Raw genomic sequence first — 13,808 nt, forward strand, 5'->3', positions numbered from 1 at the left:
CCGCCGTCGCGGGCCGGCCGTCGCGGGCCGACCGCGACGCGTCGGCAGGCCGCCGCATCCGCCGATTCCGCCCACCGCGCCGATTCTGCCGCTTAATGCCGCAGGAGCTGCCGCTTGCCCGGCCCGATCGTTCCTAGCGTTCTCCGTGGGGCCGGACCACCGCGAGGAGCGCGCCGGAACGCCATCGACGATCTCTACCGATGAGGGCTGAGTTGTGGAGCACGGGAACGCCGAACAGAACGGTCTGGCCGTCGTCGTGACGACGACCGCCTCGGATTCGCACACCTGGAACCTGGTGTTCCTCCAGGTCCTGCTGGAGGAGACGGGCCACCGGGTGACGAATCTGGGCGCCTGCGTCCCGGACGCGCTGCTGCTCTCCGAATGCCGCCGGATCGAACCGGACCTGATCGTGATCAGCAGCGTCAACGGGCACGGCCACCAGGAGGGCCTGCGGGTGATCGAGGCCCTCCGCGCCTGCCCGGAACTGCGGCGCACCCCGACCGTCATCGGCGGCAAGCTCGGCATCGCCGGAGCCGACGACCCGGACCGCGAGCGGGAGTTGCTGGCGGCCGGCTTCGACGCGGTCTTCGAGGAGGGCGCGGCGGTGGCCGGGTTCCGCGAGTTCGTCGCCGGGCTGCGCTCCAGGGCGAGTCTGGAGACAGGCCCCGGGGTGCTGCTGTGACGGGGTTGTCAGCGCTCGGCCCTGCGGAGACGGGCCCGGGCCGGGCGGGCTTCGGCGCCTTCGTGGCGCAGGCCGCCGAGGCTGGCGCCCTGGTGGTCCAGCCGCGGATGGGCATGGCAGACGCGGCCCGGATGCGGGAGGGCCTGCTGGCCACCCGGGACGCGGCCGCCGTCACCGTCGGCACCATCACCCTGGACAGCTACACCCGCACCGGCGACCTCGCCGCCGCAAGGCGCGCCCTGGCCGCCGGGGCGGGCCTCAACGGCTACCCGATCGTCACCCACCCGGTCGACGTCACCCGGGAGGTGCTGCGCGGGGTGGCGGACGCGGGCTTCCCGGTGCAGGTCCGGCACGGCTCGGCCGCCCCGGAGCGGATCTTCCATGCCCTGCTGGCGGCCGGCCTGGACGCCAGCGAGGGCGGGCCGGTCTCCTACTGTCTGCCGTACGGCCGCACCCCGCTCCACGAGTCGGTCGCCCGCTGGCGCACGAGCTGTGAACTCCTGGCGTCCACGTGGGAGTTCGGCGCCGAGCCGCACCTGGAGACGTTCGGCGGCTGCCTGATGGGCCAGCTCTGCCCGCCCTCGCTGCTGATCGCCGTCAGCGTGCTGGAGGCGCTGTTCTTCCGGGCGCACGGGCTGCGCAGCATCTCGCTCAGCTACGCCCAGCAGGCCAACGCCCGCCAGGACGAGGAGGCGCTCGCCGCGCTCGGCCGGATCGCGGGGGAGCTGCTCGCGGACGTCGACTGGCACCTCGTGGTGTACGCGTACATGGGCGTGTACCCGCGCTCGCCCGGCGGCGCGCGGCTGCTGCTGGAGGACGCGGCGCGGCTCTCGGTGCGCGGCGGCGCGGCCCGGCTGATCGTCAAGACCACGGCCGAGGCGCACCGGATCCCGACCGTCGCCGAGAACGTCCGGGCGCTGGAGGCGGCCGCCGCGGCCGCCACGGCGGAGCGTGCCCGCCCGAGGCCCGCCGCGCCACCGGACACCGGGATCGAGGCCGAGGCCAGGGCGCTGATCGGGGCGGTGCTCGACCTCGACGCCGACGTCGGGCGCGCCCTGGTGCGGGCGTTCGCGGCCGGCTACCTGGACGTGCCGTACTGCCTCCACCCCGACAACGCCGGGCGTACGCGCAGCTCGCTGGGACCGGACGGGCGGCTGCACTGGTCCGCGGTCGGCTCGATGCCGATCGCGGGGCTCGGCGAGCGCGGCCGTACGCCGATCCTCGGCTCGGCCGGGCTGCTGGCCGCCCTCTCCCACGTCCAGCGCGGCTACGACGGCAGGGCCGAGTACGCGGCCGCGGCGGCGTCCGCGTCCGCGGCCCGGGGCCTGCCCGCGGCGCGCTGACCCGTCCGACCGGGCCCGCGGCGCCGCTGCTCCACGTCGAACCACCGTATGCCCGACACCACTTCACGCCGAACGACCACGGACACTCCCCGAGAGAAGAGGACCCCGGCCATGGCCGACGCCACGCCCCTGCCCCCGACCGATCCGGGCTGCCACCTGACCGCACCGGCCACCCGCAGCGCGCTCCGGATCCAGCAGCAACTGCTCACCTCCGCCCGCGAGTTCCTGCGCGGCCGGGGCTTCACCGAGCTGCTGCCGCCGATCATCGGTCCGGTCACCGACCCCGGCGCGCGCGGCTCCAAGCAGGTGGACATCGACTACTACGGCCACCGCTACAAGCTGATGACCAGCGCGATCCTGTACAAGCAGGCCTCGCTGCTCGCCTTCGACAAGATCTTCTGCATCGCCCCGAACGTCCGGCTGGAGCCGCTGGAGACCGCCGGGACGAGCCGGCACCTGGCCGAGTTCCACCAGCTGGACGTGGAGGTCGCCGGCGCGAGCCGGGACGATGTCGTCCAGCTGGCCGAGGACCTGGTGGTGCACATGGTCGACGGCGTGCTGCGCGAACTGCCCAAGGAGTTCGCCGAACTCGGCCGGGACCCGCAGGCGTTCGCCGAACTCCTGAAGGGCTCCTTCGGCCGGATCCGGCACGCCGAGGCGGTCGCCGAACTGCGCGGGATCGGACACCCGCAGAGCGCGGAGGCCGAACTCGACTGGGAGGGCGAGGCGTTGCTGTCCGCCCGGCGTGACCGGCCGTTCTTCGTCACCGACTACCCGAAGGGCTCGCGCGGCTTCTACGACCGCGAGCACCCTCAGGACCCTGGCCTGCTGCGGAACTTCGACCTGCTCGCGCCCGAGGGCTACGGCGAGCTGTGCAGCGGCAGCCAGCGGACCAACGACTACGCGGAGATCATCACCCGGATGCGGGAGACCGGCGAGAACCCGCAGAAGTACCGCTGGTACCTGGACCTGGTGCGCGAGGGCGTACCGGCCAGCGCGGGCTTCGGCATCGGAGTCGAGCGGCTCACCCGGTACGTCGCGGGGCTGGACGCCGTCTGGCAGGCCAGCGCGTTCCCGAAGCTCGCGGGGGTCGTGTCACCGTGAGCGATCTGAGCGCACCGGGTTTCCCGGAGGAGGAGGTCCGGCGTCGGGCCCGCGCCGGCGCGTCTGCGGCGTTCCCGCCCGCCGAGGAGTACGGGCACGTGCTGTTCGGGGCCGGCGGGCCCGGGGAGGCGGCGCCCGCCGACGCCCTGGACGCCCTGCGGATCGTCCCGCCGCTGTTCCTGCCGCAGCGGCTCGCCAAGCTGATCGACCTCGGCCGCGAGCCCGACTACCGGGACGTCGAACTCGCCACCGTCATCGGCGGGTTCGCCTCGGCGCTGCCGGTGTACGTCTCCGCGACCGGCTCCACCCGGGCGGCCGGCGGCGATCTCGGGCTGGCCCTGAGCCGGCAGGCCGGGGCGCTCGGGATCCCGATGGTGATCGGCGAGAACGTGGTGCCGGTCAACGGCTACGGCCGGCTCGGCGAGGCCGCCGACCGCACCCTGCTCGGCCGGCTGCGCGCCTACGCCGAGGAACTGCCGGACGGGCTCGGCGGCGTGGCCGTCCAGCAGAGCACCGAGGACGCCGACGCCGAGGTGTGGAACCTCGTCCACAGCGATCCGGCGGCCCTGCCGCTGCTCGAATCCGGGCGGCTGGCCTTCGAGTTGAAGGTCGGCCAGGGCGCCAAGCCGGGCCTCGGCGGAATGACCGTGCTGGACGCGGACGCCGCCGCCGCGCTCGGCGACCGCTTCGGTCTCGACCCGCTGTTCGGTGACGGCCGGGTGCTGCGCGCCGCGACCCCGGGCACCTTCACCGCCGAGATCCTGCGCCAGCAGATCCGGCTGATGCGCAACAACTACCCGCGGGTGCGGATCTGGGTGAAGCTCTACCCCGGCCGGGACGTGGCCGAGGCCGCCCGGGTGGCGCACGAGGCCGGAGCGGACGCCGTCGTGGTGGACGGCGCGGAGGGCGGCACCGGCTGGGCGCCGGGGGTGTTCCTGCCGCATGTCGGTCTGCCGCTCGCGGAGTGCCTGCGCCGGCTGGCGGACGCTCCGCCGCCCTCCCTGCTGGTCTCCGGGCGGATCTGGGAAGGCGCCCGGGCGGTCAAGAGCCTGGCGCTGGGGGCCCGCGCGGTGGGCCTCGGGCGGGCGGCGCTGCTCGCCGTCGCCGAGGACCGGGAATCCGGGCTCCGCCGCTTCGCGGAATGCCTGGCGCTGGAGCTCCGGCTGCTGATCAGTTCGCTCGGGAAGTACTCTCCCGAGGCCCTGGGCCGGGACGACGTCTGGTCCCCCGGGAATTCCTTCACCGCCTCCGGCCGGTAGCCCTGGCCTGCTCGGGAAGCGGCATGATGAAACTGCCGATTTCCTTCCGCTCGTTCTGCCGATAGGGCCGTCGAATTCCCCCTATCGTCGCTTTCGTCGCCGATTTCTCTCACGATCTGGGGTTGGATGATGTCCTCGCGCGGTTTTCCCGTCGAATTCCCGGCAACCGAATTCCCGGAGCCCGAACTCGCACCGTCCGGTTTCGCGCCGTCCGGTTTCGCGCCGTTCGCCGCCGCCGTCGCCCGCTTCCCGGAACGGCCGGCCGTCCGGGCCGCCGGCCGGAGCATCAGCTACCGGGAGCTGGACGGCCTGACCGCCGCCCTCGCCGCCCGGATCGCCCCCGGGCGGACGGTCGCCGTCACCGGACGCGACCGGCTGGACCACGTGGTGGCGCTGCTGGCGGTGCTGCGGGCGGGTGCCACCTACCTGCCGCTGGACCGGGAGGCCCCCGAGGAGCGCAACCGGTGGATCACCGAGGACGCCGGGGCCTGCCTCGCCCTCGACGGCGAGGAGCTCACCGAGCTCGGCACGGGCCCGGGCGGGAACGCGGGCGCCGGCTACGTCATCTACACCTCGGGCACCACCGGCCGCCCCAAGGGCGTGCACGTCCCGCTCGCCGCACTCACCGGCCACCTGACCGGCATCGTCGGGGCCTTCGGCCTGACCGAGCGGGACGTGGTGCTGCAGTTCGCCCGCCCGACCGTGGACGTGGCGGTGGAGCAGGTGCTCGGCACGCTGTCCGCCGGGGCCTGCCTGGTCCTGCCGGAGCGGCGACTCCTGGCCCCGGCCGCGCTGCTGGACCTGCTGGACGCCGAGGGCGTCACCGTCGCCAACCTGGCCGCGGGCTACTTCCAGGACGTGGTGGCGGCCCTCGGCGGCCGGGTGCCGCGCACCCTGCGGCTGATGGTCTCCGGCAGCGACAAGCTGGAGCCCGCCACCGCCGCGGCCTGGTGGTCGGCCACCGGGGTGCCGCTGCTGAACGCGTACGGTCCGACCGAGACCGTGGTCACCGCCACCACCCACCGGCTCGACGGCGAACCGGCGCGGCCGGAGCAGCCGGCCGCCCGGGTGCCGATCGGCACCGCGGTCGGCGGGCGCCGGCTCCACGTCCTGGACGAGCGGCTGCGCCCGGTGGAGCCCGGCGAGACCGGCGAACTCTACGTCGGCGGGCCGCTGTTGGCCTCCGGCTACCTCGGCCGCCCCGGCCTCACCGCCGGCCGCTTCGTCGCCGACCCGTTCGCGCCGGCGGACGGCACCCCCGGCGCCCGGATGTACCGCACCGGAGACCTGGTGCGCCGCACCGCCGAGGACGGCCCGCTGGAGTTCCTCGGCCGCAGCGACCACCAGGTGAAGATCCGCGGCTTCCGGGTCGAGCCCGGCGAGATCGAGCAGGTGCTGGCCGGTCACCCCGGCGTCACCGGCTGCGTGGTGGTCGCCCACGAGGGCCGGCTGGCCGCGTACGTCACCGGTGCCGCGCCGGGGTACGCCGAGGCCCGCGCCTGGCTGGCCGAGCGGCTGCCCGAGCACATGGTCCCGGCGACGGTCACCGCGCTGGAGGCCTTCCCGCTGACGGCCGGCGGCAAGGTGGACCGCGGGGCGCTGCCCGAGCCGCAGGCCGCGCCGGAGGGCAAGCCGGTCGGCCGCCCGCCGCGCACCCCCGCCGAGCAGCTGATCGCCGCGGTCTGGGCGGACGTGCTCGGGGTGCCGGAGGTCGGCGCCGACGACAACTTCTTCCACCTGGGCGGCGATTCGCTGACCGCCGTCCGGGTGGTGGGCCGGGTCTTCGACGTCTTCGGCATGGTGTCGCCGTACACCATCTTCGACGCGCCGACGCTGGCCGAGTTCGCCGCCGCGGTGACCTCCGCGTCCGGCGGCGAGCGTCCGGCGCTGACCAGGAGCGGCGCCACCGAGGCCCCGCTGTCCAAGTTCCAGCGCGGCCTGTGGTTCCTCGACCAGTGGAACCCGGACGCGCCGACCTACGTGGTGCCCTGGGTGTTCCGCTTCTCCGGCCCGGTCGACCCCGAGCTGCTGCGGCGGGCGCTGGCCGCCGTGGTCGAGCGGCACGAGAGCCTGCGGACGACCTTCGAGCTCGCCGAGGACGGTCCGCGCCAGGTCGTCCACCCGTCCGTGGAGCTGCCGTTCACGCTCACCGAGACCACCGCCGAGCAGGTGGACGCGCTCGTTGCCGAGGCCGCGCTGGAGCCCTTCGACCTGGAGCGGGGGCCGCTGGTGCGGGCCCGGGTGTTCCGGGCCGGCGGGGCGACCACGCTGCTGCTGGCCCTCCACCACATCGTCTGGGACGAGGGCTCGCTGGCGGTGCTGGAGGCCGAACTCCAGGAGCTGTACGCCGCGTCGGCCGAGGGGCGCCCGGCCGGGCTGCCGGAGCTCGCCGTCCAGTACGGGGACTACGCCGCCTGGCAGTACCGGGACGACACCGTGGAAGAGCAACTCGACTACTGGCGCGAGCGGTTGCGCGACGCCCCGACCGATCCCGCGCTGGCGCCGGACCACCCCCGCCCCGAGGAGCAGGCCTTCCGCGGCGCCTTCCACCGCTTCGCCATGCCGGGCCCGGTCTCCGAGGCCGTCCGGGCGCTCGCCCGCAGCGAGGACGCCACCCCGTTCATGGTGCTGCTGGCCGGGCTGGCGCTCACCCTGCACCGCCGGACCGGGCAGCGCGACCTGGTGCTCGGCTCCCCGGTGAACGTCCGCGGCCGGGCCGAACTCGACGGACTGATCGGCTATTTCGTCAACCTGCTGCCGCTGCGGCTGAAGCTGGAGGAGGGCGCCTCCTTCCGCGAGCTGGTCCGGCACGTGCGCGAGGTGTCGATCGGCGGCTACCGGCACCAGGAGGTGCCCTTCGACGACATCGCGAACGCCGTGCTCGACGAGCGCCCCGAGGACCGCAACCCGCTCTGCCAGGTGCTGCTGGAGCTGCACCCGCTGGACCCGAGGCCGTTCACGGTCGGCGGGCACGCGGTCACCCGGGCCCTGCACTCCAACCCGGTCTCCCGTTTCGACCTGTCCGTCTCGGTGGACGACCTCGGCACCGGCTTCACCGGCCGCTTCGAGTACGACAGCGACCTCTTCGAGCCCGCCACCATGGCCGGGCTGTGCGAGGAGTGGCTGGGCACCCTGGCCGCCGCCGTCGAGGTGCCGGTGCACGCCCTGTTCGAGGCGAGGGCCGCCCGGAACCCGGCGGCCGTCGCCCTGGTCTCCGGCGAACGGACCGTGAGCTACGGCGAGTTGAACGCCGCCGCGAACCGGCTCGCCCGCCACCTGACGGGCCTCGGCACCGGCCGCGGCGACACCGTCGCGGTGCTGGCCGAGCGCGGTCCCGAGATGGTCGTCGCCCTGCTGGCGGCCCTCAAGACCGGCGCCGCCTACACCCTGCTCGACCCGGACTTCCCGGCCGAGCGGCTGGCCGGCGCCGTCGCCGACACCGGCGCCTCGACGGTGGTCACCCACCGGCGGGCCACCGTGCCCTTCCCCGTCGAGCGCCTCGTCGACCTGGACGCCTCGGCCGCCGAACTGGCCGGCCACGCGGCGCACGACCTCGGCCTGCCGGTCGACGGCGGCGACCTCGCCTGCGTGATGTTCACCTCCGGCTCCACCGGCCGCCCCAAGGGCGCCGCCGTCCCGCACCGCGCCCTCACCACCACCTACCTCGGCCAGGACTACGCCCGCTTCGGCCCGGACGAGGTCTGGCTGCAGTGCTCGCCGGTCTCCTGGGACGCCTTCGCCCTGGAGCTGTACGGCGCGCTCTGCTTCGGCGGCGCCTGCGTCCTGCAGCCCGGCCAGCGGCCGGACCCGCAGACCATCGCCGAGCTGACCCGCCGCCACGGCGTCACCCAACTCCAGCTCTCCGCCAGCCTGTTCAACTTCCTGCTGGAGGACTTCCCGGAGACCTACGACGGTCTGAAGCTCGCCATCACCGCCGGCGAGCGGGCCTCCGTCACCCACGTCGCCAAGGCCCTGGAGGCCTACCCGGAACTGGCCGTCGCCAACGGCTACGGCCCGGTCGAGAGCCTCGGCCTGACCACCTGCCACCGGGTCGGCCCCGAGGACGTCACCGGCAGCTCCGTGCCGATCGGCGTCGCCCTCAACGGCAAGGGCGTCCTCGTCCTGGACGAGCGGCTGCTCCCCGTCGAGCCCGGCGTGACCGGCGAGCTGTACGCCACCGGCGGCGGCCTCGCCTACGGCTACCTCGGCCGGCCCGCTCTGACCGCCGAGCGCTTTGTCGCCTCCCCGTACGGCGCCCCCGGCGAGCGCCTCTACCGCACCGGGGACCTCGGCTACGTCAACGCCGAGGGCCTGCTGGAGGTCACCGGCCGGATCGACGACCAGATCAAGATCCGGGGCTTCCGGGTCGAGCCCGGCGAGGTCGAGGACGCGCTCACCCGCCACCCGGCCGTCCGGGAGGCCGCCGTCGCCGTCCACGAGCCCGCCCCGGGCGACCGCCGGCTCGCCGCCTACGTCACCGTCGGCCCGGACGCCCCCGAGCCGGACGCCCTGCTCGACCACCTGGCCGGCCTGCTGCCCGAGCACATGGTGCCCGCGACCCTCGACGTCCTGGACGCCCTGCCGCTCAACCACAACGGCAAGGTGGACCGCAAGGCGCTGCCCGCCCCCGCCGGACGCCGCGCCACCGCCGCCGACCCGCTGACCGAGGCCGAACGGCTGGTCGCCGACGCGATGCGCGAGGTGCTCGACCTCGCCGAGGTCGGCCGCGAGGACAACTTCTTCCGGATCGGCGGCAACTCGCTGGCCGCCGTCCGGGTCGCGATGCGGCTGTCCCGGGAGACCGGCAGCCGCGTCCCCCCGCAACTGGTCTTCCGGGCCCGGACCGTGAGCGCCATCGCCGAACGGCTGGCCGCCCGGTGACGGCCCGCACCGCACACGAAGGGAACGAGGCCGTGAGCCCGTCCGACCACCCGGCGCGCACCGCGCCCGCCTCGGGGCTGCAGCGCGGCCTCTGGTTCCTCGACCGCCTCGACCCGAGCGCCGTCACCTACTGCACCCCCTGGACCCTCGACGTCACCGGCCCGCTCGACCTCGCGCTCCTCCAGGGCGCGCTGGACGCCGTGACCGCCCGCCACGAGGCGCTGCGCACCACCTTCGCGCTGCACCCCGACGGCCCCCGCCAGCAGGTGCACCACGGCCTCACCGTGCCGCTCGCGGTGACCGACCTGCGCCCGCTGAGCGGCCCCGGCCAGGCGCGGCGCCTGGAGGAACTGCTCGCCGCCCGCTGCGCCGAGCCCTTCGACCTGGCCGCCGGACCGCTGCTGCGCGCCGAGGCGTTCCGGCTCGCCGACGAGCGCACCACCGTGCTGTTCACCGTCCACCACATCGTCTGGGACGGCTGGTCCGCCGAGGTCTTCGAGCGCGAGCTCGCCGAGCTGTACGGCGCGGCGGTGCGCGGCCGGGAGGCCGAACTGCCGGAGCTGACGGTCCAGTACGCCGACTACGCGCGGGAGCAGCTCGGCACCTCGTACGAGGAGCACCTGACCTACTGGAAGGAGCGGCTGGACGGCGCCCCCGCCCTGCTGGAGCTGCCCACCGACCGGCCCCGGCCCGCCGAGCGCGGCGCGGCCGGCCGGACCGAGGAGTTCGGCCTCACCCCCGGCACGGCGGCCCGGGTCCGCGCCCTGGCCGAGGCGCAGGGCGTCACCCCGTTCACCGTCCAGCTGGCCGCCTTCGCCCTGCTGCTGAACCGCTGGACCGGCGCCGAGGACCTGGTCGTCGGCACCCCGGTCACCACCCGCGACCGCCCCGAACTGGAGCACCTGCTCGGCTACTTCGTCAACCTGGTGCCGCTGCGCCTGCGGCTCGCGCCCACGATGGGCTTCCGGGACCTGCTGGAGCACGTCCAGGACGTCGCCTTCGAGGCGTACGGCTACCTCGACCTGCCCTTCGACCGGATCGTCGACCTGCTCGGCGGCGCCCGCAGCGCCCAGCACCCGCCGCTGGTGCAGGTGGTGTTCGGCGCCCACGGCGAGGACCGCACCCCGCTGGCGCTCGGCCCGGCGGCCATGGCGGTGAGCCGGGTGCGCTCCAACGGCACCAGCAAGTTCGACCTCACCTGGTCGGTCTTCGACGGCGGGGAGAACCGCGGCGAGACCGGCGGCGAGACCGGCGGGGAGCACGGCGGCGAGCTGCGCGGCGAGGCCGAGTACCGCAGCGACCTGTTCGACGGCGGAACGGTCCGCCGCCTCGCCGCCGAGTACGACACCCTGCTCACCGCCGCCCTGGACGACCCCGACGCCACCGTGCTGCGGCTGACCACCCGGGCGGCCGGCGCCGCCGCCGACCCGACGGCGGCCACCGACACCCCCGGCCACTGCCTGCACCACCTGTTCGAGCGGGCCGCCGACGCCCACCCGGACCGGCCCGCCGTCAGCGACCCCGACCGCACTCTGAGCTACGCCGAACTGGACCGCCGGGCCAACCGCCTCGCCCACGCCCTGCGCGCCCGCGGCGCCGGCCCAGGCGACCGGATCGGCATGCTGCTGGAGCGCACCGCCGACGTCCTGGTCACCGTCCTCGGCGTGCTCAAGACCGGCGCCGCCTACGTGCCCGTCGACCTCGCCGCCCCCGCCGACCGCGCCGCGCTCGTCTTCGGCGACACCGGCGCCACCCTGGTCGTCACCGACCGCCCGGACCGGGTGCCCGAAGGCCCCTGGCGGGCCTACGACCTGACGGCCGAGGCCGCCGACCTGGCCGCCCGCCCCGACACCCGCCCGCCGGCCGCCGGACGCCCCGGCGACGTCGCCTACGTCATCTTCACCTCCGGCTCCACCGGCCGCCCCAAGGGCGTCGCCGTCGCCCACGAGCACGTCAGCCGGCTGATGGCGGACGGCGAGCGGCACTTCGGCTTCGGCCCGCGGGAGACCTGGACGCTGTTCCACAGCTACGCCTTCGACTGGACGGTCTGGGAGATGTGGGGCGCCCTGCTGCACGGCGCCCGCCTGGTCGTCGTCCCGTACGTGACCAGCCGCTCGCCGGAGGAGTTCGCCCAGCTGCTGGAGGAGGAGGCCGTCTCCTGCCTCTGCCTCACCCCCTCCGCGCTGCGCCAGCTGGAGCCGGTGCTGCGCCGCAGTCCGCGCGCCCTGCCCGCACTGAAGTGGATCATGCTCGGCGGGGAGGCGCTGGACCCGGCCGTCGTCCAGCGCTGGTTCGAACTCGACCCGCCGCCCCCGGCCCGGCTGTGCAACCTGTACGGCATCACCGAGACCACCGTCCACGTCACCACCCACGACCTGGCCGGCAGCGCCGGCTTCGAGCGCAGCCTGATCGGCACCCCGATGCCGCACCTGAGCGCCCAGGTCCTGGACGACTGGCTGCGGCCGGTGCCGCCCGGCGCGGCCGGCGAGCTGTACATCGGCGGCGGCAGCCTCGCCCACGGCTACTGGGGCCGCCCCGGCCTCACCGCGGGCCGCTTCGTCGCCGACCCGTACGGCCCGCCCGGTGCCCGGCTCTACCGCACCGGCGACGTCGCCCGCCGGCTGCCCGGCGGCGGACTGGAGTACATCGGGCGCGCCGACTTCCAGGTCAAGCTGCGCGGCTTCCGGATCGAGCTCGGCGAGATCGAGAACGCGCTCGCCGCCCACCCGGACGTCGACGCCTGCGTCGTCACCGTGCACGAGGACCGCCTCGCCGCGTACGTCACCGGCCGCGAGCCCGCCGACGTCCGCGCCTTCCTCGGCCGCTCGCTGCCCCCGTACATGGTCCCGGCGAGCTACACCGTGCTGGACGCGCTGCCGCTCACCGTCAACGGCAAGGTGGACCGCGCCGCCCTGCCCGCCCCCGGCCAGCGCGGCGCCGCCACCGGCGGGCGCCACGTCGAGCCGCGCACCCCGGAGGAGGAGGCCTTCGCCGCCGTCTGGACCGAGGTCCTCGGGGTCGACGGCATCGGCGTCCACGACGACTTCTTCCACCTCGGCGGGGACTCCATCCGGGCCGTCCAGCTGGCCGGCGCGCTGCACGAGCGCGGCTGGGGGCTCAGCCTGCGGGACGTCTTCAACGCCCCCACCGTGGCCGCCCTGCTGCCGCTGGCGAAGCCCGTCACCGAGGACCGGGACGCCCGCGAGCCCTTCGCCCTGATCTCCCCGGAGGACCGCGCCGACCTGCCGCCCGGCCTCGTCGACGCCTACCCGATGGTGTCCATGCAGCTCTCCATGGTCTTCCACATGGAGATCGCCGGCGGCACCGACAGCTACCACAACGTCAACTCCTACCGGATCGCCGGCGACCTCGACGAGCAGGCCTTCCGCCGCTCCGTCGCCGAGGCCATGGACCGCCACGCGGTGCTGCGCACCGGCCTGGACCTGTCCGGCTACGGCGAACCGCTGCAGCTCGTCCACGGCCGGCTGCCCGCCCCCGTCGAGTTCGCCGACCTGCGCGGCGCGGCGGAGGCGGACCAGGACACCGCGATCCGCGAGGTCTTCGACACCCACCGGTGGACGCCCTTCGACCTCACCGCGCCGCCGCTGTTCCGGATCACCGTGCAGCGCCTCGCCGAGGACGCCTTCCAGCTCACCGTCTCCGAGCACCACGCGATCCTCGACGGCTGGAGCTTCACCTCGCTGCTCACCGAGATCCTGGAGCGCCACGGCGCCCTCGCCGCCGACCCGCTCGGCGTCCCGGCCCCGCCGCCGCGCACCGCCTTCCGCGACTTCGTGGCCGTCGAACGGCAGGCCGCCGGGGACGAGCGCTCGCTCGGCTACTGGCGCGAGCGGCTGACCGGCGTCAGCGGCCAGCTGTTCCCCGGCAGCGAGGACGTCCACGAGGCGCCGCGCACCGTCGAACGGGTGCTGCCGGAGGCGCCCGAGCAGTTGCGCGACGTCGCCGACGCGCTCGGCGTGCCGGTCAAGTCGGTGGCGCTCGCCGCCCACCTGCACGCCCTCGCCGCCGTCACCGGACGTCGGCGCGTCACCACCGGCCTGGCCGTCAACGGCCGGCTGGAACGGCTCGGCGGCACCGAGGTGTACGGGCTGTTCCTCAACACCGTCCCGCTGAGCTGCGAGCCCACCGACGACCTGCTCGCCCTGGTCCGCGAGGTCCACCGGGAGGAGCTGGACATGATGCCGCACCGCCGGGTGCCCTTCGCCCGGCTCGCCCGGCTGATGACCGACACCGCGCTGGACAGCCAGTTCGGCTACCTGCGCTTCCACGCCCTCGGCCGGCTCAGCTCGGCCCGCATCGTGGACGGCCGGATCGGCACCGAGCCGACCCTGCGCCACGAACCCAACAGCTTCGCCTTCGGCGCCTCGGTGATCCAGGACCCGGTCACGCAGCGGGTGCTGCTCGCCGTGGACCACCAGCGCTCGCTGGTCGCCGACAGCACCGCCGAGCAGTTCATCGACACCTACGCCGCCGCCCTGCACACCATGGCCGCCGCCGCCCGAGAGTCCTGAGGAGCCG

At 75.1% G+C, this 13,808-nt stretch carries 6 protein-coding genes; all 6 read left to right on the top strand.

Features of this window, described 5'->3' with window-relative positions; all coding sequences use genetic code 11:
• Positions 1-214 precede the first annotated feature (214 nt).
• The 6 genes from ACIQ87_RS00475 (at position 215) to ACIQ87_RS00500 (ending at position 13,801) form a co-directional block, all read left to right on the top strand.
• A complete protein-coding gene (locus tag ACIQ87_RS00475) occupies positions 215-682 on the top strand; it encodes a cobalamin B12-binding domain-containing protein (protein ID WP_402399328.1) in 468 nt (155 codons plus the stop codon).
• On the top strand, positions 679-2,025 hold the full coding sequence (locus ACIQ87_RS00480) for a methylaspartate mutase (protein WP_402399331.1): 1,347 nt from the start codon (positions 679-681) through the stop codon (positions 2,023-2,025). The genes ACIQ87_RS00475 and ACIQ87_RS00480 overlap by 4 nt, the downstream gene beginning before the upstream one ends.
• Before the next feature lie 111 nt (positions 2,026-2,136).
• Positions 2,137-3,129, top strand: coding sequence for an asparagine synthetase A (locus ACIQ87_RS00485; protein ID WP_402399333.1), 993 nt, complete (start codon positions 2,137-2,139; stop codon positions 3,127-3,129).
• Positions 3,126-4,388 (top strand): glutamate synthase-related protein, encoded by a 1,263-nt coding sequence (locus tag ACIQ87_RS00490; protein ID WP_402399336.1) that lies wholly within the window; start codon positions 3,126-3,128, stop codon positions 4,386-4,388. The genes ACIQ87_RS00485 and ACIQ87_RS00490 overlap by 4 nt, the downstream gene beginning before the upstream one ends.
• A 126-nt stretch (positions 4,389-4,514) precedes the next feature.
• Entirely contained in the window at positions 4,515-9,269 is a 4,755-nt protein-coding gene (locus ACIQ87_RS00495) for an amino acid adenylation domain-containing protein (RefSeq protein WP_402399339.1), read from the top strand.
• Between the two features lie 32 nt (positions 9,270-9,301).
• On the top strand, positions 9,302-13,801 hold the full coding sequence (locus tag ACIQ87_RS00500; protein ID WP_402399342.1) for an amino acid adenylation domain-containing protein: 4,500 nt from the start codon (positions 9,302-9,304) through the stop codon (positions 13,799-13,801).
• The last annotated feature ends 7 nt before the right edge of the window (positions 13,802-13,808 follow it).

The sequence above is a fragment of the Kitasatospora sp. NPDC096204 genome, from assembly GCF_044763205.1.
In the GTDB taxonomy this organism is placed as follows: domain Bacteria; phylum Actinomycetota; class Actinomycetes; order Streptomycetales; family Streptomycetaceae; genus Kitasatospora.